We start from the raw sequence: 24,419 nt of genomic DNA, 5'->3' as shown, positions 1-24,419 counted from the left end.
TAGAAAGAAACTTTGTCAAATTTTGTTCTAAATATTTTAGTATATTAAATAATGATTATCATTACTAAATGATTTCTTACACTAAATCAAAAGAGTCTCCCAGACGGGAGACTTAATTTTATTGCCAAATATTTGCTGGATAATCTTTATTTTCTAACATTTTTTTAAATTCTTCTTGGGCTGGGGCCAAGTCTTCTTTGTAGGTAATTCCTATCCATTTGTCATTTGTTGGAAGAATTGTAATTTCTGCTATATCTTCTTCTAAAAACTCAGCTATCATTTCTGGCAAGACGTATTCTGCTTTTTCTAAATTTTCTTTATTTTTTTCTAAATATTTATTAAAATACTGATCGCAAAGGTCGATAAAGGCTGGGAATGTAGCCCACATATTCATAGAAACAAGAGATTCCAGATTTAATAAATCACTGTCTAAGTTTTCACGACTTGTAATTTTGCCATCTTCTCCTAGGGCTATTTCGTGGGTCTCGATGATTTTTACTAATTTATTGTCTGCATTGCCAACAGAAACCCCGCGAGTTACTGTTCCATTGTCAGAAAGTGTATTTTTTAATTTGTAACCTGCCATTGCAATTTGTAATTTGGATGCATCTTGATTATTTTTATCATTTAAAAATTCGTGGAAATCTTTAAATACATTTTTGCCGTAATAATCATCTGCATTTATTACTAAAAACGGCTCATTTACTAAGTCTTTGGCTGCCAAAACTGCATGGACTGTTCCCCATGGCTTTGTGCGTCCTTGTGGAACTTCATAAGCTTCTGGCAATTCTAAAGATTGGTAGGCGTATTCTACATCAATTATTTTTGAAATTCTATCGCCAATTACCTCTTTAAAGTCTTCTTCTATATCACGTCTAATTATAAAAACAACCTTGTCAAAACCTGCTTTTTTTGCATCAAAAATAGAATAGTCGATAATTGTGTATCCATTTTCATCCATTTTTGCTAGTTGTTTTATACCTGCACCATAACGGGACCCTATCCCTGCTGCCATGACCACTAGTGTGGTTTTCATATTTTTTCCTCTCTTTCGTATCCGCGAGGATTCATTTTTTGCCATCTCCATGCATCTTCGCACATATCTTTTATATCATATTGAGCCTGCCAGCCTAAAACTTTTTTGGCCTTACTTGCATCAGCAAATGATTTGTCGATGTCGCCTGCTCTTCTTTTTTCTATTTTATAGGGGATTTTTTTGCCGATTACTTCTTCAAAAGATTTTATAACATCAAGGACTGAATATCCCTTGCCAGTTGCAAGATTTATAATCTCAACTCCATTTAATTTTTCCAAATTTTCCACAGCTTTTACATGGCCGCGTGCCAAATCAACCACGTGGATATAATCACGGACTCCAGTCCCATCGTGGGTCTTGTAATCATCACCAAAAATGTGGACATAGTCTAGCTCGCCTACTGCAACTTGTGAAATGTATGGCAATAAATTATTTGGAATTCCTTGAGGGTCTTCACCTATTAATCCTGATTTGTGGGCACCAATCGGATTAAAATAGCGGAGCAAAACGACCTTAAATTCTGGATCTGCTGTATGTAAGTCTGTCATTATTTGCTCCATAAAAGACTTGGACCATCCATATGGATTTGTGCAAAATCCCTTTGGCTCATCCTCAGTAATTGGTGTCACTTCTGGGTCACCATATACTGTTGCAGAGGAGCTAAAAATAATATTTTTGCATCCCACATCCTCCATGGCCTTTAGCAAACTGAGAGTACCTGTAAGGTTGTTGTGGTAGTATTTTAGTGGATTTCTTACTGATTCACCCACAGCCTTTAGGGCTGCAAAATGAATTACAAGATCAATTTTTTCATCTATTAAAACTTTTTTTAAAAACTCTGTGTCAAGTATATCAGCCTTATAAAATTTGACCTTTTTGCCAGTGATTTCTTCGACTCTGTCGATAGCTATTTTTGAAGCATTGGACAAGTTGTCATAAATTATGACATCATATCCGCTATCTAAAAGTTCCACTGCCGTATGGCTGCCGATATATCCTGCTCCTCCAGTTAATAAAACGCGATTTTTCATAAAACCTTCCAAATCTTTGCAAAATTTCCCTAACTTACAACTATTATAGGTATTATCAAAATATATGTCAATAAAGTTAAAAACCTTTTCACATATTAGCATACAAGCTTTGTTTAAAAATAATTTAACAATTTAAAGACTGGGTATATAATAATGAAGAATATAGTTTTATGGAGGAATGTAATGCGCGTTGATTATACAAATATAAACCTAGAAAAGCTTGGAAATTACGAAGAAAAAGCCTTAGAATCCTTTAATATCCTAATGGATGGTTCTGGCCAAGGATCAGACTTTTTGGGATGGATTGATAGACCTGTTGACTATGACAAAGAAGAATTTGAAAGAATAAAAAAGGCTGCTGCAAAAATCCAATCTGACAGTGAGATTTTAGTATCAATCGGTATCGGCGGTTCATATTTGGGCATAAAAGCTATCGACTTTGCCCTTGATAATTATTTTGATTCAAACAAAAAAGTAAAATTAATTTACGCTGGCCATCAATTATCCGGCCAATATATGGCTGAACTTTTGGATTACTTAAAAGATAAAGACTACTCTTTAAATGTAATCTCAAAATCAGGAACTACTACAGAACCAGCTATCGCCTTTAGATTTTTAAAAGAAGCCTTGGAAGAAAAATACGGCAAAGAAGAAGCCAAGGGCCGTATCTATGCCACAACTGATAGGCAAAAAGGAGCCTTAAAAGACCTTGCCACAAAAGAAGACTATGAAACTTTTGTAGTGCCAGATGATATAGGTGGTAGATTTTCAGTTATATCTGCAGTAGGACTTTTACCACTAGCTGCAAGTGGAGTGGATATTGACGAATTAATGGCAGGATTTGAGCAAGGACGCGAAAAATATACAAAAGCAGATTTTGAAACTAACGATGCTATAAAATACGCTGCAATTAGAAATATGCTTTATGAAGATGATAAGGACATAGAAGTTTTAGTAAACTATGAGCCAAAACTCCAATATATCGCCGAATGGTGGAAGCAATTATTTGCAGAATCAGAAGGAAAAGACGGCCAAGGTTTATTCCCAGTTTCAGTAAATAACTCAACAGACCTCCACTCTCTAGGACAAATGATCCAAGATGGAAAAAGAAATCTATTTGAAACAGTCCTAGAAATTGAAAATTATGACAGAGATATAGAAATAAAAGAAGATGCAGACAACCTAGATGGATTAAACTATTTAGCAGGCAAATCATTGAATTATGTAAACACCCAAGCCATGGAAGGAACAACTATTGCCCATGTAAAAGGAAATGTGCCAAATATCCGTATCAAAATTGAAAATGTAAGTGCAAAAACTCTTGCAGAACTATTCTACTTTTTTGAAATAACAGTCGGTGTAAGTGGATATATGATGGGCATAAACCCATTTAACCAACCAGGAGTTGAAGAATATAAGGCACAAATGTTTAAGCTTTTAGGAAAGCCAGGCTACGAAAATAAATAAATCTAAAAAGAATCCGCAAGGGTTCTTTTTATTGCTGAAAATTTTTCTAAAATGATTTATAATAATATTGAAACTTTAAATTAGGAAAGAAGGAATAATGAAAAAAATATCAGTAATCGGTCTAGGAAATGTAGGAGCAACTACAATCCACACCCTAATCGAAAGAAGACTGTGCGATGAAATTGCACTATTTGACAAAAAAGATGAATTAGCAAATGCAGAAGTAAATGATTTTAGAGATGGCCTTGTAAGAAGAAATGGCAATGTATGCTTAGTTGCAGGCCAAAAGTCAGATTTAGCAGAAAGTGACATTATAATTTTTGCCCCAGGTGATATTACAATTTTGCAAAAAAATAGCGACCGCCTTGAAGAATTCAAATATACAAAAACTTGTGTAGAAGAATGGGCACCAATTATTAAAGATTCAGGTTTTAATGGCATTATTATCTCCATTACAAATCCATGCGATGTAATTGCAGAATATATGCAAAAATTAACAGGCCTTCCAAAAGAAAGAGTAATTGGAACAGGAACAATTTTAGATACAGCAAGGATGAAAAATGCAGTTGCAAAATACATAGGAATTGATCCAGATTCTGTAGATGGTTTTGTAATCGGAGAACATGGAAACAGCCAGTTTGTAGCATGGTCAAAGGTTTCAATTGCTACAAAGGCTATAAATAAAATTTTAGATGAAAATACTTGTAAACAAATAGAAGAAGCTTCCAAAATGAAGGCCTTTGAAATTATTAAAGGCAAGGGCTATACATCATACGGAATTGCAAATGCAGCTGCAATAATTGTTGAAACAGTATTTAAAGATGCAAAAACAATCCTTCCAGTCTCTTCATATTCGTCAGAGGCTCAATGCTACATTGGCCACCCATGCGTTGTTGGCAGACAAGGAATCATTCGCGAATATCATTTAGAATTAAATGATGAAGAGACAAAAAAATGGAATCACTCAGTAGAAACTATTAAAAATATTAGACCAGAATAAAAAACAAGCCATGATGGCTTGTTTTTTTGTCTAAATTTATGCAATTTTACCTTTTCTTCTTAGTCTTGCTGAGTTTATAAGAGCTGCTGTAGCATCTCCTGTAATATTTAATGTAGTTCTACCCATATCAAATATTCTATCAATACCTGCAACTAGGGCGATACCTTCTACAGGAAGACCAACAGATTGTAAAACCATGGCAAGCATAATCATTCCAGATCCTGGAACTCCAGCTGTACCAATTGATGCAAGAGTAGCTGTTAATACAATTGTAACAATTTGTCCAAGTGTTAGGTCAATACCATAGCATGAAGCTATAAATACTGCACAAACTCCTTGGTAAATAGCAGTTCCATCCATATTTATGGTTGCCCCAAGTGGCAATACAAAGCTTGTCACATCTGAATCAGCTCCCAATTCTTCACAGCATTTCATATTTATAGGTAAAGTTCCCATGCTTGATGCAGATGAAAATGCAAACATCATTGCAGGAGCTACACCCTTAAAAAATTCAACTGGATTTATACCAGCAAAAGTTTTTACTGTAAATGAGTAAATGACAGCTGCATGGAAGGCGTAGGCAATATATGCAACTAATAGCACGCTTGCAAGAGATCCGATAATCATAGGACCATTTTCTGCAATAACTGGCATTAGTAGGCAAAGAACACCTAGTGGAGATAGTTTTAAAATAAGTCCCATAGCCTTCATATTTATGTCATTTACTATTTCTATAGCTTCAATTGCCTTAGCTTGTTTTGATTTATCAATTAAAAGTATTGAAAATCCAATAATAATAGCCATAACAATAATTTGTAGCATATTTGCTTCAACAATTGGTGCTAGGAAGTTTTTCGGGAAGATATTTACCAAAGTATCTATAAGTGAAACTTGGTTTTCAAGAGCAAATTCAAGATTTGTAGTAGCTATAAGTGGGAAAAATCTTTTGGCAATATTTGCAAAAACAAGGCCAATTATGATTGCAAAAGAAGTTGTGAAAAAGTAGTAGATGATTGTAAAAACACCAACTTCACCAACTCTTTTTATATCCCTCATAGAGATAATCCCGCCCATAATAGAAAATAAAACAATAGGTGTAACAATAAATTTAAGTAAATTTAGGAATATATCCCCAATAGGTTTAACATAAGCATTTAATATTTCTGCTTGATTTTGCAATAGCAAACCTAAAACAATTGCAACAACAAGGGCAATAAAAATATTGCGGGTCAGGTGTGATTTTTTGCGAGGTGAGCTTTCCATATATTTCTCCTTTTCTTTTCAAATTATGTATATTTTACTCCACTGCCCCCCATTTTGTAAAGATAATTTTTAAAAAATTTGACAAATTTTTTAAAGTGTTCTAAAATATTGAAGATTTGGGAAAAAATAAGGAGGTTTAAATGAAAGAAGATAAGAGAATTTATAAGGTAAATGATGATGTGCCTAAAAAGCTATTGCTCCCCCTAGGTTTGCAACACACTTTTGCCATGTTTGGTGCATCAGTCCTAGTGCCAATTTTATTTGGAATCAATCCTGGCATAGTGCTTTTGATGAATGGTATTGGGACTTTGCTTTTTATTTTGATAACTAAGGGCAAGGCTCCAGCATATTTGGGATCATCTTTTGCTTTTTTAGCACCAGGTATTGCTATTATCCAGTCGCAGGGATTTGAATACGCCCAAGGTGCCTTTGTTGCAGTTGGCCTTTTGGGATGCATACTTTCCTATATAATTTATAGATTTGGCACATCCTGGATAGATGTAGTATTGCCACCTGCTGCCATGGGTGCAGTTGTTGCCTTAATTGGTTTTGAGCTAGCAGGAAATACTGTTTCTGGTGGAACAATTGGTGCTAATCTAATGACTGATACTGTCACAGGTGCTGATTGGCTAGTATTTTTAGTAACACTTATGACTGCTATTTTAGGATCAATCATGTTTAAGGGATTTATGTCCACTATTCCAATTTTAATTGCAATTATTGTAGGCTATATTGTTGCGTATTTTAATGGTCAAGTAGATTTAAGCCCAGTCCGTGAGGCAAGTTTGTTTACCCTTCCTCATTTTCAATTAGCAAAATTTTCTCCTGAGGCAATATTTGCTATGCTGCCAGTATTGTTGGTAATTGCAGCTGAACATATCAGCCACCAGGTAGTTACCAGCAACATTATTGGCGAAGACTTGATAAAAGATCCAGGCCTACACAGGTCAATTTTTGCAGATAATATATCAACTGCAATCTCTGGTCTAGTAGGTGGAGTACCAACTACAACCTATGGGGAAAATATCGGAGTTATGGCTATAACTGGAGTTTACTCTGTAAAAGTAATTGCTACTGCAGCTGTTATTTCTATTCTAATGGCCTTTATAGGACCCCTATCTGCCCTCATTTCTACTATCCCAGGTAATGCCATCGGTGGAGTAACCTTCTTGCTATATGGAATGATTGGCACAAGTGGCATTAGGTTATTAGTAGACCAAAAAGTCGACTACTCAAAGTCTGACAATCTAATCTTAACAAGCGTGATATTTATAGCAGGCCTTTCTGGCTTATCCATCCAATTTGGATCAATAGAGCTATCAGGCATGGTTTTATCATCAGTAATAGCTGTAATACTTTCACTAATGATTCACTTAATCAAAAAATTTGGTCTATCAAACTTAGAATAAAAAAATAAGGAGTTCTTGTAAAAAACAAGACTCCTTTTTATTTTTGATATATTAGATTTTTTATAAATTATTTTGTCTATTTTATTAATTCTGAAGAATTTTCTTCTTGATTCTGATTGTAATATCTGCTGTAGACTAATGACTTCTCTTTGGATTTTTTGATTAGATAGATAGTTACTATAGTCAAAACTATCGTAGTTGCCAAGCCTCCTTCAATACCAAATGCTCCACCAGTTAAACTTGGATTTCCTAATAACTTAGAGATGAAAATAGTATTTTTGCTAGTGGGCATGCCACTTACTGAAATACCAAAAATATTACCTTGGGCAAAATTCCAAAAGCTATGGGCTGCAGCCGAAAGCATTATGTCATCTGATACATAAAATAATAGGGAAAATAGTATCCCAATTATAAAAATATTAATGGCAGCCAACAAGCCAAAAGAATTATTAGCCAAGTGCAAGAGGGAAAATATCAGAGCGTTTGATATTATACCGACCAAAGGGCTATATTTAGCAGCAAAAAAATTCATCAAAATAGACCTTGTCACTAGTTCTTCTTCAAAGCCTTGGAACATCCAGCCTATTATTATAAAAAGATAAATAATTGGAGAAATATTGGCAATATTTGACTTTATTTCAATAAGTCCCAAAATTTTTAGTATTAGAATAACCCCACCAATCATTCCTATGCCAAGCAATAATCCTTTTATGTAGTTTTTGAATTTATTTGGGCTAGTAAGACCCAGAGATTCTTTATTTCTTTTTTGAATTTTCTTTGCAAAAATATAGACAGAAATACTCACTAAAATAGTTAAATACAGCATTCCCAATAACCTATATTCGCTATCTATGGAGTTGAAATAATTCATCATAGATTGTGGATCTTTCGTTATACTTGGATTAGAAAAGCCAATGGCCAAACCTGAAATAACACCAACTATTAACATAGGTAATAGCATGAATAAAAGCAGTAAAAGAACAGTAATTATAGGGTTTTTAGCTTTCATTGTTCTCTTAGTCTCTCTTATTGAATAGTTATCATGAAGCATAAAATTTCCTCCTTATTTGTTATTAATAAATTACCCATAATTAATAGAAAATTAAAAAATTTTTTTAAAAAATAAGGCGGAAAACCGCCTCAGAATGATGACAAAGTAGAAAACTCAAAAAGAAAGCGATTCATAGGCAAGATTTTGCAATAAATTCAAATTGAAGAAATCTTATAAAAATCGCACTGTTTGAGCGTTAGCGAGTTTGCGATTTTAAATTTTAAAATTATGAATTTATCAATTTCTGTAGCTCGATGAGCGTTTTTGGAGTTTGTCTACACTCTCAGACGGTAAACCGCCTAAACTTTAATTGATTTTTTCTATAAACCAGTTTTTTTGTATTTTGACTTATTCTCTTCTTCATTTGATTTATTTTTGGCTGCTGTTAGCAAAATGCCAACTATTATCGCTTCCATCCAAAATGTCAAAAATCCGCCTTCTACTCCAAAGGCTCCTCCTGTTAGGAATTGATTGCCGACAAGTTGGGTTTTTAAAAGGCTTATATTTGATTGGCTGATGCCTGAGACATTGATGCCATATATATTTCCTTGGGCAAAGTTCCAAAAAGTATGGGCTGCTGCTGGGAAAAATATGTCATCTGAAACATAAAACATTAGGGAAAATATGACCCCCATCAGGAAAATATTTATAAAAGGAAATACTCCAAAACCATCATTTCCAAGGTGCATTATAGAAAAAATAAGGCTATTGGCTATAATTGCTAGTTTTACGCCATTTTCTGCTGCAAAATAATTCATAATCACAGATCTTGCCATCAATTCTTCGCTAAATCCTTGCAAAACCCAACCAATAAAAAAAATAAGGAATATCCCTGGATTTACATTTTGATAATTTGGGCTAATATCTGCTAAATTTCTGATTTTAAGCTGCAAAAAAACTCCTGTAATTAAAGCAAAACCAAATATTGCACCCTTAAAATAATTCTTGATCCTATCTGGGTTTTTTAGGCCCATAGAAAAATCATTGTGATTTAGATATTTTTTTGCAAATATGTAAATTAAGACAGTGGATAAAACCGTCCCATATAGTAGGCCCAAAATCATCTTATCCGCTGGCATAAGATTTTTATAGGCATCTATGTTATTTAAAAGACTAGGAAAAAATACACCTCCCAAGAATAGTTTTGGCAATATTGTAAGCATTATCAAAACTACCACTAGGATGACTGCATTCCTGTGTTTTTGAACTCTCTTAGTCTCCCTAATCGTTAGATTGTCTTCAAACATTTCATTCTCCGTTAAATTTTATACTTTAATTATAACTATATTTTATTTTTATTCAATAAAAAACACGGATTTTTCCGTGTTAATCATTATTTATTGCATCATCTATGCTATCAGTATCTTCGGGTGCGCTTGTATTATCAGTGTCATTTGTTTTTTCAGACCCCTGTGCATATTCCAAGGCCCCACCTAATATTGCATTTATAAAATCACGGGATTCGTTAATTTCATAGCCATTTAGCTTGCGATTTAGAAATATTGTAGCTTCTCTGGTATTTCTTTCCTGGTTAGGATCAGCAAGGGCTGCCATATAGTCGCTGTGGATTTTTTGATCATCTTCACTATCATCTACTTTGTCATAGACATCTATGTAATTTACATTGGATATTTTTAATTTTACTTCCTTGCCACGGTTTTGTTTTTCAACACTTTCTACCTGGATTTCTAGATTTTTAAAATTATTTTCGTAAAACTCTTCCTGCTTAGTTCCATCATCAGAATAGGAAGTCCTCAAGACATCAAGGATTATGGGTAACCTTTCAGTGTTATTTTCCATATATTCTATGTCATAAGTTTGTATGGCCATCTCTAGACCATCCAAAGTCCTATTTACATTTGATATATAAAACTGGTAAATACCAAAAGGTATGCCTATTATTAGCAGGGCCATAATCACATAGGGAAATATGAAAAGGCGGCGTTTGTTTGGTTTTCTATGAATATTTCTTTGTGCTTTTTTTGCTTTTTTTGCCATAATTTCCTCTTTAAGATTCATTATACCATCTATTATACATTTTTAATAAATATGATAAGATAAGATTATGAAAAGTTTTAAGATTAATTTAATGGATTTAATAGCTTTAATATTATTAGTATTTTCATTTTTCTTGCCATTTTTAGGGGCAAATATAGGTGTAAATGCTAACGTTTTGCTTTTGCTTATCAATGCTTATTTGATAGGCTATTTGGCATATTTAATTTCCTTTATGGAGAGCAAAAAAGTATTTTTGATGGCCATACCCTTAATTTTATATAGTGGTTTTTTGATATTTTTTATGCGTGGCTTTAAGCTAACATTTGAAAAACAAAGGATAAATGACCTCGTTTATGTAATTACAAATTTATATGATGTAATATTTGTAGTTTTTTGCTTTTTTATAGTTGAAATTATCCTATCCCGCATCATTGGTGCAAATGGAAGTCTGGGAGTGGGAATATTTGCCCTTATACTCTACTATGTAATGCAAAATACCAACTTTTTGCCTTTTGATTTTTATTACAATGACCTTTTACTTTATTTTTTCTTTTATATGATGGGATCTAGGCTAAAACAAGCAATGAAATTTAATAATTTCCTCTTTGTTCCAGCTATTTTACTATTTGCAGGGGAAATCTACCTTTATATGTACTTAAATTATTACCCAGGTTTTTACCTATCAATGATAATTTTAACCTACCTTATTCTAAAGCAAAGCCCGGATGTCCAAGGAGTAAACAAGCAAAGGTACTTATTTTTTGCCTATCTTTTCCCCTACAAAGTTGTCTATGTATTGATAAAAAGCCTAGTAGATGCTAGTCCCCTTGTGATTACAATCATAGGAGTCTTATCTGTCTTTATCCTAGCTGAACTTTTATACAAGATTAGAGCCAAATTTTTGGATTATCTTTTGATAGGAATCCACTAATAGGCTCGAAAAAAACATTTTCATATTAAGTAAATTATGATAAGATAAATATGTAAACGATTTTGTTTATCATTTTGTATTATAAATATTATTTAAGGAGGGTAGTTTATGAAAGAAAAACTACAAAGATTAGGCCAATCCCTAATGCAACCGGTTGCGGTTATGCCTTTAGCGGCCTTGCTACTAGGACTTGGTTACTTAATTGACCCAGATGGATGGGGTGCATCATCACCTATAGCAGCATTTTTAATTTCTGCTGGTGGTGCAATCTTAGATAACCTAGGTATCCTATTTGCAGTTGGTGTTGCCTTTGGTATTGCCAAAGAAAACCACGGAGCAAGTGCTTTAGCTGGTCTTGTTGCATTTTTGACTCTTTCAAAAATGTTATCACCTGCTACAGTTGCCCAACTAAGAAGTCTAGATTTGGAAGCTTGGCAAGCAGCCGATCCTTTCCAATTTTCAGCTTTTAGCAAAATCGGCAATGGTAACGTATTAATCGGTATCTTATCAGGTATCTTAGGTGGTAAGGCCTATGACAGATTCCACGAAACAAGATTACCAGACTTCTTAGCATTCTTCTCAGGTAGAAGACTTGTGCCAATTATTGCTTCAGTTTATGCTCTAATTTGCTCACTTATTCTAATGTTCTTATGGCCAGTTATTTACTCAGCTCTAGCAACATTTGGTGAATTTTTACTAGGGCTAGGTGCAGCAGGTGCAGGTATCTACGGCTTTGCAAATAGATTACTGATTCCAACAGGACTCCACCACGCTTTAAACCAAGTATTCTGGTTTGACCTTGTAGGAGTAAATGATATTCCAAACTTCCTAAACAACGCACAAGATACAATCACAGCAACCTACCACCCAGGTATGTACCAAGCTGGTTTCTTCCCAATTATGATGTTTGGTCTGCCAGGTGCAGCCCTAGCTATGGCTCAAAGAGCAGATGAAAAAAACAAAAAAACTATCAAGGCTCTTATGATAGCAGGTGCCCTAGCATCATTCCTAACAGGGGTTACAGAACCACTAGAATTTGCATTTATGTTCGCAGCTCCACAACTATACTTTGTACACGCAGTGTTTACAGGTATTTCAGTATTCCTAGCAGCAAAATTACAAGCATTTGCAGGATTTGGATTCTCAGCAGGTCTGATAGACTTCTTCCTATCATCACAAAACCCAATGAGAAATAATATGCTAATCCTAATAATCATGGGTCTAGTATTCTTTGCCATATATTATCTAATCTTTAGAGCATTAATCGATGCTTGGGATATAGCTACACCAGGTAGAACACCAAAATCTCAAAAAACAAATGACTCAAGAGTGATAGAAACAGAAGATCAAGGTAGAGTGTCAACAGCTGATAAATCAGAAGCTGAAGAAAGAAGAGAGCAACAAGCAACAGTATCAGGTTCATACGCTGATACAGCAAGAGAAATCCTAGAAGGACTAGGCGGCCCAGAAAACGTTGATACAACAAGCTATTGTACAACAAGATTACGTCTAACAGTAAATGACCCAGCAAAGGTAGATGAAGAAAAAATCAAAGCAGCTGGAGTTGCAGGACTAATCAAACCAGGTCCAAAAGCAGTCCAAGTAATAATAGGCCCACAAGTTCAAGCAGTACATGATGAATTTGTAAAATTATTAGGTAAATAAAATCGGAAATAAAAGACAAATCAGCAGGCTATTTGCTTGCTGATTTTTTTGTGGGATATAAGTAACAAGCAATGTGTTATAATAAAAAGCCTCTAACCTAAGAGGTGAAAGGAGGTGTGAGTTTTAGAAATGTTTCGATTCATAATGGAAAATTTTATTTTTCCCTTGCTGGTTGGCTTAATATTAGTTTTAATAGAACAAATTTTAGACCAAAAATGCAAGTAAAACAAAAAGACAGTAGTTGCAGCTACTGTCTTTTTTTGTGAGTGTATACTCTGTTTCGATTCTCATCCTTGTTGCCAAGGGCTTTGATAGAGGTGGCTTCTCTTACATATATTATATGTCACAATTTGTGACTTTTCAATATTATTTTATCCCAGCTTATGGGTAAAATACCTAAAAAGGAGAAAAAATGAAAAGATTATTAAACTTCCAAGGGGCAGACTTTTTAAATGCGACTCCCCTAGAACTAAAACAAGCAATTCTTGCAAGCGAAGGCAGGGTTATAGTTTCAGAATCAGTAGTCACCTTCGAGCCCTATGTAAATGGCCTTACAAATGCAGAAATAGAAAAGGCCTTTGGTGCCGACATCTTGTTATTAAACGTCCTCGACTTAGACAATCCAAAAATAGAAGGAGTGCCAGAATCAGAGGTAGATCACATAGGTTGGCTAAAAAAAGCCACCTCAAGACCAATAGGGGTCAATCTAGAACCAGTAGATGAGGGTGCAAATATGACCCAAGGCAAGGAAGAAATAGCCAAAGGCCGCAAGGCAAGCATTGAAAACTACAAAAAAGCAAACGATTATGGCCTAGATTTGATTTGCCTAACAGGAAATCCAGCCACAGGAGTAACCAATAAAGCAATACTAAAAGCAATCAAAGAAGCCAAAGAAAACTTTAGTGGTCTAATCATAGCCGGCAAAATGCACGCAGCAGGCACAGATGGGGTCGTAATGAACTTAGAAATTGCCAAAGAATTTGTAAATGCAGGATGTGACATCCTCCTAGTCCCAGCCCCATACACCATCCCACACTTTAACGAAAATGACCTAAGAGAAATAGCAGACTATATCAGATCCTACAACAAAGACAAAGAAATAGACAAAAAAGTCCTAATCATGTCAGCCATAGGCACCAGCCAAGAAACCGCCGACAAAGACACCATCAGACAAATAGCCCTAGCAGCAAAATCAAGCGGCGCCCACCTCCAACACATAGGAGACGCAATGAACGGTATATCATTACCAGAAAATATTTATACCATGGGAGTTGCCATTAGAGGAGTAAGATGGCAAATATACCAAATGAGTTCTTCAATTAGGAGGAATGAATAAGAAAAGACAGCTATATGCTGTCTTTTTTTAATACTCTACTTCAATATTTTCAAACTTAACATCAAAAATATTATCATTTCCATACACTTCAGGATGTCTTTCATCAAATTCTTCTATTGCTAAATTAACATCCGAATTATATCTTTTCTCAAAATCATCATCACTTATTTCAAACTCACGCAGTCTTATTTCAATCCTATCATACAATATTTTCATAAGTATCTCCTAATATTTTTTTCGTGATCGATCTTAACATATTGTATAAATTATCTCAATATAATTTTTAAATTTATCTTATTGATAATATTTGATCAATTAGATTTTATATGATCTAATTAAGTTAAATATTTAAATTTTTAAAAGGAGATAAATATGAATCGTGAATATTACAGTAATACTGTAAGTGAGTTTATTAAAACAAGTAATGATGAAATTTTTGGTCAAATAACAAAAAATGATGAATTTTCAGCTGGAGACCTACAGAAAAATACCTGGATTAAGCAAATTCAAATACTTAAGGAACAGTTAAGTAATTTTAAAGATGGATACATAATATTTGAGTACACTGTACCCAGAATAGGCTCCAGAATAGATAATGTCTTTATATACAAGGGTATAATTTTTATTTTTGAATTTAAAGTAGGAGAATCGGAATATAAAAAAAGTGATCTAGATCAAGTTGTAGACTACGGACTTGATTTAAGTTATTTTCATCACTCAAGTCATAATAGAACAATTGTCCCTGTATTAATATCTACAAAAGCAAGTGATAGATCATACAATAATGGATTTGTTAAAGACAACATTATGACCCCATACTTAACAAATGGCGAAGATTTAGAAAGATTCATACTAAATATAACATCTTCTACTAAAGAAGAATCTTTAAATCCCATTGATTGGATTAACTCTATCTATAGGCCAACCCCCACTATTATCGAAGCCGCTATTGCTTTATATAATAATCACGACGTTAAAGAAATTACTAATAATGAAGCTTCTAAGATAAATCTTACAAAGACTACTCAAGAAATAAATAGAATTATAAATTATAGTAAAAATAATAATAGAAAATCTATATGCTTTATTACTGGAGTTCCTGGTGCCGGTAAAACTCTTGCTGGTTTAAATATAGCTATAGATAGGCAAATGAGCGAGGGAGATACTGCAGTATTTCTATCTGGCAATGGACCATTAGTAAATGTCTTACAAGAAGCTCTAGCAAGAGATTATGCTAAAAAGCATAAAACAAGCAAAAAAGAAGGATATACAAAATCAAAAACTTTCATACAAAATATCCATCACTTTAGAAATGACGCTTTAAGTTCTAAAAAAGCCACCCATGAAAATATAGCAATTTTTGATGAATCTCAAAGAGCCTGGGATAAAAAAAAGCTATCAAAATATATGAGAGAAAAAAAAGGTATCACAGAATTTGATATATCCGAACCAGAATTCTTGATTAGTATCATGGATAGACATGAGGATTGGACAACAGTTATTTGTTTAGTTGGTGGAGGTCAAGAAATACATACTGGGGAGTCTGCAGGTATATCTGGATGGCTAGACGCTTTAAATGATAACTATAATCATTGGGATATATATCTATCTAAAGAAATTATAAACAAAGATTATATAAAAGAATTTGAAATCGATAAATTATACGAAAGCCCGAATGTTAATATAGTTAATGATTTACACCTATCTACTTCTATAAGATCTTTTAGAAGTGAAAATGTTTCTAAATTTGTTAAAGAAGTCCTTGACTATAAGCCAGATATAGCTAAAGAAACATTGATAACCATGAAATATAAATATCCAGTAGTATTAACAAGGAATATATTTGAAGCAAAAAATTGGGTTAGAGAAAATGCTAAAGGGACTGAAAGATTTGGGATAACATCTAGTTCTAGATCTAAGCGATTAAGGAAACATGGAATATGGGTTAAAAATGATATAAATCCTGTTGTTTGGTTTTTAAATGACAAAGAAGATGTTAGATCATCATACTACCTTGAGGAAACAGCAACCGAATTTGATGTACAAGGTTTAGAGTTAGATTATTCCATTGTATGTTGGGGTGCTGATTTAAGAATGACTTCAGATGGATTTTGTCTATATAATTTTAGCGGTACTACTTGGAAGAGAATTAATAATACTGATGATAAACTATTTTTAAAAAACGCTTATAGAGTTCTTCTAACAAGGGCTAGACAAGGGCTCGTTATATTTGTTCCTGAAGGTGATAAAGAAGATCCAACAGCTCTACCTGAGTTTTATGACTTTACTTATAACTACCTAAAATCAATAGGAATTGATGAAATATAATATAAAAAGTTATTTTTCAAAGCATCAAAAAAACTTAAACCTATTAAATTTTTTGCATAATTTTCTATAGATTTTGGATCAGTATGGTCATAAGGTAATATATTCATTCTTCTCTCCTGATATAACGTATACGTAATATATTGTACTACTTATATATAGAAAAAATCCAAGAATCTTCCCGAAGAAAAAAGACAGTAGTCTATGCTACTGTCTTTGGTGCTTCTAGGATATCTATTTTTGTTCTGATTTCTTTTTTTAGCATCCATATACAAAGGATGGTGTCTAGGAATTCTGCTATTACAAAAGCCCACCATGCTATGTTTAGGTCGCCTGTGCGGCTTAATAGGTAGAATACTGGAATTAGAATTATCAATTGTCGTAGGAATGATTGGAGGATTGCTATTTGCCAGTTACCTAGGGATTGGAAAACTCCTCCTACTGATACTATTGATGGGACTGCTACGATATATGATAGGGAAACTATCCTCATCATTGGTACCCCTATTTCTATCATTGAGTCTGTTGCGTTAAAAAACCCTAATAATTGTTTTGGGAATATCCACATTATCAGTACTGATATAGCCATTAGGACAAAGGAACTTTTCATGGCTAAGTCTATGGATCCTATGATTCTTTCTTTTTTCCTTGCCCCGTAGTTATAGGAGACTATGGTTGTCAGTGCATTTGATATACCAAATACTGGCAAGAAGGCAAATGACTGGAATTTAAACATTACCCCAAAGGCTGCTATAGCACTTGCTCCAAAGTCTTTTAATATCAGGTTTAGGACAAATACTACTATTGATCCTATGGTTGTCATTACTGTGGATGGCAATCCTATCCAAAAGATTTGTTTTACTATATCCCCATGAAATTTAAACTTTTTTGATGTAAATTTTATATCGTGGTTTTTAGTTTTGTTAAAGTAAAAACCTATCAAGGTCCCACCTATTTGGCCAATCACTGTTGCAATGGCAGCTCCTTTTACTTCAAGCCTTGGAAATCCAAAGAGCCCAAAAATTAATATTGGGTCAAGTATTAGATTTATGACTGCTCCTGATATTTGGGTAATCATTGAGTAAGTAGTAAGAGATGTTGCTTGGAGTAACTTTTCTGCAAGCACTTGGAAAAATATCCCCATACTAAATATGGTTACTATATAGGTATATTCTTTTGTATAAGTTGTTACTGCAGCATTTTGACCTTGGGCATTGGCAAAGGAATTGGTAAATAATATACCAATAATGGCAAATGCTATATAAGTGATTGCAGATATTACTACACCATGTATTGCTACTGATCCTACTCTGTCGCGGTTATTCTCTCCCAAAAATCTGGATAAGAGTGCCGATGAACCTACACCGATGCCTACTCCAAAGGCTATCAATATATTTTGCACTGGAAAGGCTATTGAAACCGCTGTCAGTGCATCTTCTGATACTCTTGCCACAAACATTGAGTCTACTATGTTATAGATTGATTGGACTAGCATTGATATTACCATTGGTATTGCCATTTCTATCAATAGTTTATCAATTGGTAATGTTCCTAGTTTATTTTCTGTTATCTGTATTTCTTCCATAAAATCTCCCTAAAAAATAATTATACATTATATTTAAGCTTATACAGTAAACCCGACTTGCAAATTTATGTCAATAGTGGCTAGGTAAAGTAAAAAAGCCTAGGAATGTTTTCCCAGACTTTTTTTCATAATTTTTTGCTTAGAAAGCAGGATTTACTGATTTGCTATCTCTTTCTTCACTTAATTTTTCGATTAAGTTTTCTAATGAAACTTCTGGTGTTTCTTCACCATCTCTGTTTCTAACTGTAAGTAGTTTTGATTCTTCTTCTTTTTCACCAACTACTAGCATGTAATTTGCACGCATTAATTGGGCTTGTCTGATTTTATATCCTACACCCTCGCTTCTTTCATCTACTGATACTCTAAAACCTGCGTCTTTGATTTTTGATTTTAAATCGTTAGCTGTATCTAAGAATTTGTCTGATACTGGGATGATTACTACTTGTTCTGGGTTTAACCATAAAGGGAATCTACCTGCAAAGTGTTCTGTAAGTACACCGATAAATCTTTCTACTGATCCTAATAATGCTCTGTGTAGCATAACTGGTCTTTGTTTTTCCCCATTTTCATCAATGTATGTCAAATCAAAGTTTTGTGGTAGTTGGAAGTCTAATTGGATAGTACCACATTGCCATGTTCTTTTAGCTGCATCTTCTAAATGGAAGTCGATTTTTGGTCCATAAAATGCCCCATCACCAGGGTTTAGTTCATAGTCCATGCCACGTTCTTCTAAGGCTGCCTTTAATTGTTCTTCTGCAAAGTCCCAATCTTTTATATCTCCCATAAAGTCATCTGGTCTTGTTGATAATTCTAGTGAATATTTAAAACCAAATGTTGAGTATAATAGGTCCGCTAGGTCTATCATTTTGTAAACTTCATCTTTGATTTGGCTTGGCAAACAATAAACGTGGGCATCATCTTGGGTAAAAGTTCTTACTCTAAATAGTCCGTGTAGGGTACCTGATAGCTCGTGTCTGTGTACTTGGCCAAATTCTGCAAGTCTAATTGGTAGGTCTCTATAAGAGTGTTGGTTTGATGCATAAGTTAGTACTGATCCTGGGCAGTTCATTGGTTTGATTGCATAATCTTCTTCATCTATTTGTGTGAAGTACATATTTTCTTTGTAATGGTCCCAGTGGCCTGATCTGTGCCATAATTCTTCATTCATAATAAGTGGAGTTTTGATTTCACCATATCCACGTTCTTCTAGGACACCTCTCCACCAGTCAAGAAGTTCGTTCATTAAGATCATGCCATTTGGATGGAAGAATGGGAATCCTGGTCCTTCTTCATGGAAAGCAAATAAATCCATTTCTTTACCGATTTTTCTGTGGTCACGGCGTTCGATTTCTTTTTGCAATTCTTCCCACTCTTCAAGTTGTTTAGCTTTTTCAAATGAAATACCATAAAGTCTTTGAAGCATTTGACGGTCAGAATCACCTCTCCAATATGCACCAGCTATTGTTTTTAATTTTACTGCCTTGATTTTTTTTGTAGATTCAAGGTGAGGTCCACGGCAAAGGTCTACAAAGGCATCTCCCATTTTGTAAAGAGTGATTAGCTCATCTTCTGGCAGGTCATTGATTAGTTCGATTTTGTAATCTTGGCCCATTTCTTCAAACATTTTTAAAGCCTCATCACGGGAAATTTCGATTCTTTCCATTTTGTGGTCAGCTTTGGCTATTTCTAGCATTTTTTTCTCAATTTTTGCAAAATCTTCTGGGACAAATCTGTGGTCTAGTTCCATATCATAGTAGAAACCATCATTAATAGCTGGTCCGATGGCAAATTTGGTATCTGGCCATAAAGCTTGTATAGCTGCAGCCATTACATGGCTTGATGTATGCCAAAATATTTCTTTGCCTTCTGGATCATCAAATTTTACAACTCTAAAGTCACTATCTTCATTGATAGGCTCCATATATCCGCGTGTTACGCCATTTACAACTGCTCCAAGGGCTTGTCTGTGAAGTCCTTCAGAAATATCCTTTGTAACTTGGCCAACGCTTAAGCCAGCTTCATACTCTCTTACCGAATTATCAGGTAATGTAATTTTAATCATAATTTCTCCTTTTTTTGCCACAAAAAAACCGCCCTTATCGTTGCCGATAAAAGGACGGGTTGATTCCGTGGTTCCACCTAATTTTGTGCTCATTTAAAGTCTTAACGCGACCAACGTTTTAATCTCTTAAAAAACTCCAGGGTGGTTTTTCATAAAAACTCGTATAAGACCTCTCAGCAACGGCCCTTCTCTGTGGATACTCATAATTACTACTTTTCCTGTCATAGTTATTATTTATATTTTTAGTTTACCACGATAAATTATTTTTGCAAATGGAATTTGGGTAAATATTTAAAAAGTCTTGGGAAATAGAAAAAAGCAAAGGATATACATATGAAAGTAGTAATAGTAGGAGCGGTGGCGGCTGGTGCCACATTTGCAGCATCCCTGCGCCGCTTGGATGAAAACGTTGAAATAGTAATGTTTGAAAAAGATAGGGACATGAGTTTTGGCAATTGCGAGCTTCCCTATTACTTATCATACGAAATTAAAGATAGCAGACTTTTAGTCCACAGGGACAGTGATAAGTTTAAAAAAGGTTATAATATCGATGCCTACAACTACCACGAAGTAATATCCATCAACCGTCAGGAAAAATACGTCACAGTTTTGGATAAGAGATGTGGTGAAGAATTTAATGAAAGTTATGACTATCTAGTTCTAGCACCTGGAGCCCATCCAAACATTCCAAAATCCATAAAAGGAACTGATAAGGACCATGTATTTTCTATACGCAATGTAGTTGATGTAGAAAATATCAGAAGCTATTATGAAGACCATAATGCCAAAAATATTTTTATAGCCGGCGGGGGATTTATAGCAGTAGAAGCAGCCCATGCCTTAAAGGAACTAGAAGATACCAATGTTTCTATCTTTGCCCGCAGCAAAATTCTATCTATGATAGATGATGAACTGACAGCCTTCATTGATGAAAATATTAGGGAAAATGGAGTAAATATTATCCGCGAAAAAGAATTAGTAGAAATCCGTGATGATGAAGTAGTTTTTGCTTCTGGCAAAAAAGTTAAGGCTGATATGGTAATCCTTGCCCTGGGTATGGCTGCAAACAACAAATTAGCAGTAGACGCAGGTTTGGAAATCACAGAAAAAGGCTCAATTGTAACTAATGACAACTATCAAACCACCGATCCAAATATTTATGCCATTGGCGATGCCATTGATATTACAAATTTTATAAGCAATGAGAAACAAAATCTAAAACTAGCTTGGCCAGCCCATAGGCAGGCGAAATTTTTAGCAAATCATTTGCTAGGAAATGATGACGAGCCGCTCAAATATATTGGCACATTTTTGATAAAATCTTTTGATTTAAATATTGGCATGACTGGTCTAAATGAAAAATCACTCCAAAAACTAGGCTATGATTATGATGTTACATTGATTTCTCATTCTGATAAGGTCGGCATTATGCCAAGCTCAGAAATGGTATATATGAAATTACTTTTTGAAAAGAAAAGCGGCAAAATATATGGGGCCCAAGCCCTAGGAAGGGGTGTGGTAGATAAAAGAATAGATGTGATTGGTACACTGATAAAAATGGGCGGAACAATTTCTGATTTGTACAATCTAGAATTAGGCTACCAACCTTACTATTCCACAACTGAGGATATAAATAACGTAATTGCAAGCCAAGCCATTAATATTTGCAAGGGTCGCCTCCCACATGTAAAATTTTCTGATTTTTGTAATACAAAAGACGAATATGACATAGTGGACATCCGCAACCAAGCAGCATATGAAGAATGTCACATCAAGGGAGCAAGGCTAATTGAGGGCAAAAAACTAAGAGAGGACTATGAGAAAATCCCAAAAGACAAAAAAGTTTTATTTTACGATGAAACAGGAGTTCAAAGTTCAAATATGATAAAAATGCTAAATAATATAGGATTTGAAAATATCTATATGTTAGATGGTGGCTTGCTGTACTTTAGAAAGTATGATGAGTATTTCAAACTTGGCATGCTTTGTGAGGGAGAAAATAAGTAAAATTTTTAAAAGTTCTACTTTAGAAAATTCCATAATTTCTAAATATATAAATTTTCAACTTTTGTCGTAATTAATATTTTTTCTTTGTTAGGTATATAAAAACCCTTAATCTATGTTCGGATTAAGGGTTTTGTCTTAAAAATTCAAATATTATTTATTTCTCTAGCTCTAATGCAAGCTACAAAGTGATTTTCCTTTATTTCTTCGATTGGTATGTCATTTTTCGAACATTTTTCTATTGCATATGGGCACCTATCTACAAACCTACAACCACTACCAATATTTATAGGGCTTGGTACATCTCCCTCTAATTTTATAATTTCTTTATTTTTTTGCACATCTGGATCTGCTATTGGTATAGCGGATAATAATGCTTTGGTATAGGGATGTAGGGGATTTTCATACAGGTCATCTGAAGATGCAAGTTCCATCATGCGCCCTAGATACATCACTCCAACTCTATCTGAAATGTAACGAACCATTGATAGGTCATGGGCTATAAATAGTAAAGTTAGGCCCAATTCATTTTGTAGTTTTTTAAGGAGATTTATAACTTGTGCTTGGATTGACACGTCTAAGGCTGATATAGGTTCATCACATACTATAAAATCTGGTTTTAAGGCTAGGGCACGGGCAATACCGATTCTTTGGCGTTGACCTCCTGAAAATTCATGGGGAAATCTTTGGGCGTGTTCGCTGGAAAGTCCAACCATATTTAATAATTTTATTACCCTATCATGCCTTTCTTTTTTTGTGCCTATGCCATATATATCAAGGGGCTCAGCTATGATATTTTCAACAGTCATACGCGAATCAAGTGACGCATATGGATCTTGAAATATCATTTGCATTTTTTGGCGCATTTGTTTCATTTCTTTGGAATTTAGGCCATAGATATTGACCCCTTCAAATTTAACCTCTCCACCAGTTGGCTCATAGAGTCTAAGAATTGTGCGGCCTGCTGTAGATTTTCCACACCCAGATTCACCTACCAGACCAAATGTTTCTCCAGGGTAGATTTCAAAATTTAGGCCATCTACTGCATGGAGCAAACCCCTATCAACCTTGAAAAATTTGCTAAGATTATTTACTTCTAGGAGGGGAGCTTTGCTGTAAATGTCTTTTAATTTTTGCTTATCATTTGAATTAACTTCTAACAATTCGGCTTGATTTTCATCCTTTTCATTAGAGTTTTGGATAATGGTTAAATTTTCACTTTCTCTAACTACTCTTTTGTTTTCATTATTTATTGCCATTTGACTCCCTCATTTCTAAGTAAGATGGGTGGTTTTTAAAACATCTGCTGCAATGATTAGCCTCAATATCATAAAAATCTGGCATATTATTTTCGCAAACTACCATTGCCTGATCACACCTATCAAAAAATGCGCATCCTTTTGGTGGCAGATATAAGTCTGGTGGTGTGCCTTCGATAGCATTTAAAGTTTCTTTTCTATCCATATTTAGCTTTGGCACAGCTGCTAATAGCTTTTGGGTGTAGGGATGGCTTGGGTTGTTAAAAATCTTATCAACTGGCCCCTCTTCAATTATTTGACCAGCATACATAACAATAATATCATCTGCCATGTCTGCCACTACCCCTAAGTCATGGGTTATGATTATAATTGAATTTTCTCTTTCTTTTTGGATTTCTTTCATAAGGTCTAGTATTTGGGCCTGCACAGTTACATCTAGGGCTGTGGTTGGCTCATCTGCTATTAGCAAATCTGGATTTGCCACCATTGCTATTGCAATCATTACCCTTTGCCTCATACCCCCAGAAAATTCGTGCGGATATTGGTTAATTCTTTTTTCTGGTTGTGGCACACTTACTTTTTTTAGCATTTCTATTGCTATTTGCTTAGCCTCTTTGTTTGAAATCTTTTTATGTCTTTTTAGGCCTTCAACTATTTGGTCTCCAATTTTCATGGTTGGATTTAGACTTGTCATAGGATCTTGAAAGACCATTGATATTTCGTTGCCACGGATGCCAACCATTTCTTTTTCTGACTTTGCTAATAGATTTTCTCCCTTAAAATTTATCTGACCGCCCTTATAAAGGACAGGTGGATTTGGCAACAATTGCATAATTGCATTTGCAGAAACGCTTTTACCACATCCTGATTCACCTACTATGGCTAGGGTTTTTCCTTTTTTAACATTGTATGAAATATTGCGGACTGCTTCTACTTCACCAAAAAATGTCTTAAATGAGACCCTTAAATTTTTAACTTCTAATAAATTTTCCATTTT

At 34.4% G+C, this 24,419-nt stretch carries 20 protein-coding genes; 8 read left to right on the top strand and 12 right to left on the bottom strand.

The window, feature by feature from the left end; all coding sequences use genetic code 11:
• Nucleotides 1-118 precede the first annotated feature (118 nt).
• Complete coding sequence (locus ACF3NF_RS04845) at nt 119-1,036, bottom strand: nucleotidyltransferase family protein (protein WP_394022418.1); 918 nt, start codon at nt 1,034-1,036, stop codon at nt 119-121.
• Entirely contained in the window at nt 1,033-2,067 is a 1,035-nt protein-coding gene (gene galE, locus ACF3NF_RS04840; protein WP_394022417.1) for a UDP-glucose 4-epimerase GalE, read from the bottom strand. Before galE ends, ACF3NF_RS04845 begins: the two co-directional genes overlap by 4 nt.
• 183 nt (nt 2,068-2,250) lie before the next feature.
• Here galE and ACF3NF_RS04835 point away from each other — a divergent pair, with 183 nt between their 5' ends.
• Nucleotides 2,251-3,534: a glucose-6-phosphate isomerase gene (locus tag ACF3NF_RS04835; protein ID WP_394022416.1), complete on the top strand. Its 1,284-nt coding sequence runs from the start codon at nt 2,251-2,253 to the stop codon at nt 3,532-3,534.
• Between the two features lie 97 nt (nt 3,535-3,631).
• Entirely contained in the window at nt 3,632-4,534 is a 903-nt protein-coding gene (locus tag ACF3NF_RS04830) for a lactate/malate family dehydrogenase (protein ID WP_394022415.1), read from the top strand.
• Nucleotides 4,535-4,570: 36 nt separating this feature from the next.
• Here ACF3NF_RS04830 and ACF3NF_RS04825 read toward each other — a convergent pair whose 3' ends face one another.
• The gene (locus ACF3NF_RS04825; protein ID WP_394022414.1) at nt 4,571-5,797 is read right to left on the bottom strand and encodes a dicarboxylate/amino acid:cation symporter; all 1,227 of its coding nucleotides are present in this window, start codon (nt 5,795-5,797) and stop codon (nt 4,571-4,573) included.
• 140 nt (nt 5,798-5,937) lie between these two features.
• Between ACF3NF_RS04825 and uraA the strand changes: the two genes are divergently transcribed.
• Entirely contained in the window at nt 5,938-7,206 is a 1,269-nt protein-coding gene (gene uraA, locus ACF3NF_RS04820; RefSeq protein ID WP_394022413.1) for a uracil permease, read from the top strand.
• A gap of 76 nt (nt 7,207-7,282) precedes the next feature.
• On the opposite strand, the gene ACF3NF_RS04815 is transcribed toward uraA, so the two are convergent.
• From ACF3NF_RS04815 to ACF3NF_RS04805, 3 genes are all read right to left on the bottom strand, one after another.
• Nucleotides 7,283-8,257, bottom strand: coding sequence for a CPBP family intramembrane glutamic endopeptidase (locus ACF3NF_RS04815; protein ID WP_394022412.1), 975 nt, complete (start codon nt 8,255-8,257; stop codon nt 7,283-7,285).
• 320 nt (nt 8,258-8,577) lie between these two features.
• On the bottom strand, nt 8,578-9,504 hold the full coding sequence (locus ACF3NF_RS04810) for a CPBP family intramembrane glutamic endopeptidase (protein WP_394022411.1): 927 nt from the start codon (nt 9,502-9,504) through the stop codon (nt 8,578-8,580).
• A 79-nt stretch (nt 9,505-9,583) separates the two neighbouring features.
• Entirely contained in the window at nt 9,584-10,255 is a 672-nt protein-coding gene (locus ACF3NF_RS04805; protein ID WP_394022410.1) for a hypothetical protein, read from the bottom strand.
• 67 nt (nt 10,256-10,322) lie between these two features.
• Between ACF3NF_RS04805 and ACF3NF_RS04800 the strand changes: the two genes are divergently transcribed.
• The 3 genes from ACF3NF_RS04800 to ACF3NF_RS04790 all read left to right on the top strand — a co-directional run bounded on the left by ACF3NF_RS04800 (nt 10,323) and on the right by ACF3NF_RS04790 (nt 14,187).
• The gene (locus ACF3NF_RS04800; protein ID WP_394022409.1) at nt 10,323-11,186 is read left to right on the top strand and encodes a hypothetical protein; all 864 of its coding nucleotides are present in this window, start codon (nt 10,323-10,325) and stop codon (nt 11,184-11,186) included.
• A gap of 108 nt (nt 11,187-11,294) precedes the next feature.
• On the top strand, nt 11,295-12,851 hold the full coding sequence (gene nagE, locus ACF3NF_RS04795; protein WP_394022408.1) for an N-acetylglucosamine-specific PTS transporter subunit IIBC: 1,557 nt from the start codon (nt 11,295-11,297) through the stop codon (nt 12,849-12,851).
• 412 nt (nt 12,852-13,263) lie between these two features.
• Nucleotides 13,264-14,187 carry a DUF7916 family protein gene (locus ACF3NF_RS04790; protein ID WP_394022407.1) on the top strand — a complete coding sequence of 308 codons (924 nt, stop codon included), beginning with the start codon at nt 13,264-13,266 and terminating at the stop codon, nt 14,185-14,187.
• 27 nt (nt 14,188-14,214) lie between these two features.
• On the opposite strand, the gene ACF3NF_RS04785 is transcribed toward ACF3NF_RS04790, so the two are convergent.
• On the bottom strand, nt 14,215-14,403 hold the full coding sequence (locus tag ACF3NF_RS04785) for a hypothetical protein (RefSeq protein WP_394022406.1): 189 nt from the start codon (nt 14,401-14,403) through the stop codon (nt 14,215-14,217).
• 156 nt (nt 14,404-14,559) lie between these two features.
• Between ACF3NF_RS04785 and ACF3NF_RS04780 the strand changes: the two genes are divergently transcribed.
• Nucleotides 14,560-16,515 (top strand): DUF2075 domain-containing protein, encoded by a 1,956-nt coding sequence (locus ACF3NF_RS04780; protein WP_394022405.1) that lies wholly within the window; start codon nt 14,560-14,562, stop codon nt 16,513-16,515.
• Here ACF3NF_RS04780 and ACF3NF_RS04775 read toward each other — a convergent pair.
• From ACF3NF_RS04775 to thrS, 3 genes are all read right to left on the bottom strand, one after another.
• Nucleotides 16,482-16,622: a hypothetical protein gene (locus ACF3NF_RS04775; protein ID WP_394022404.1), complete on the bottom strand. Its 141-nt coding sequence runs from the start codon at nt 16,620-16,622 to the stop codon at nt 16,482-16,484. The genes ACF3NF_RS04780 and ACF3NF_RS04775 overlap by 34 nt on opposite strands.
• Nucleotides 16,623-16,714: 92 nt before the next feature.
• Entirely contained in the window at nt 16,715-18,097 is a 1,383-nt protein-coding gene (locus tag ACF3NF_RS04770; protein WP_394022403.1) for an MATE family efflux transporter, read from the bottom strand.
• Between the two features lie 139 nt (nt 18,098-18,236).
• Nucleotides 18,237-20,159 carry a threonine--tRNA ligase gene (gene thrS, locus ACF3NF_RS04765; protein WP_394022402.1) on the bottom strand — a complete coding sequence of 641 codons (1,923 nt, stop codon included), beginning with the start codon at nt 20,157-20,159 and terminating at the stop codon, nt 18,237-18,239.
• Between the two features lie 333 nt (nt 20,160-20,492).
• Here thrS and ACF3NF_RS04760 point away from each other — a divergent pair, with 333 nt between their 5' ends.
• The gene (locus ACF3NF_RS04760) at nt 20,493-22,166 is read left to right on the top strand and encodes an FAD-dependent oxidoreductase (protein ID WP_394022401.1); all 1,674 of its coding nucleotides are present in this window, start codon (nt 20,493-20,495) and stop codon (nt 22,164-22,166) included.
• A 143-nt stretch (nt 22,167-22,309) separates the two neighbouring features.
• Here the strand turns inward: ACF3NF_RS04760 and ACF3NF_RS04755 are convergent, their stop codons facing one another.
• Nucleotides 22,310-23,422 carry an ABC transporter ATP-binding protein gene (locus ACF3NF_RS04755; RefSeq protein WP_394022400.1) on the bottom strand — a complete coding sequence of 371 codons (1,113 nt, stop codon included), beginning with the start codon at nt 23,420-23,422 and terminating at the stop codon, nt 22,310-22,312.
• Nucleotides 23,409-24,416, bottom strand: coding sequence for an ABC transporter ATP-binding protein (locus ACF3NF_RS04750; RefSeq protein ID WP_394022399.1), 1,008 nt, complete (start codon nt 24,414-24,416; stop codon nt 23,409-23,411). Before ACF3NF_RS04750 ends, ACF3NF_RS04755 begins: the two co-directional genes overlap by 14 nt.
• Nucleotides 24,417-24,419: the final 3 nt, after the last annotated feature.

Source organism: Anaerococcus martiniensis (assembly GCF_043187485.1).
Classification (GTDB): Bacteria; Bacillota; Clostridia; order Tissierellales; family Peptoniphilaceae; genus Anaerococcus; species Anaerococcus martiniensis.
This window is presented reverse-complemented; position numbering and strand designations above follow the sequence as displayed.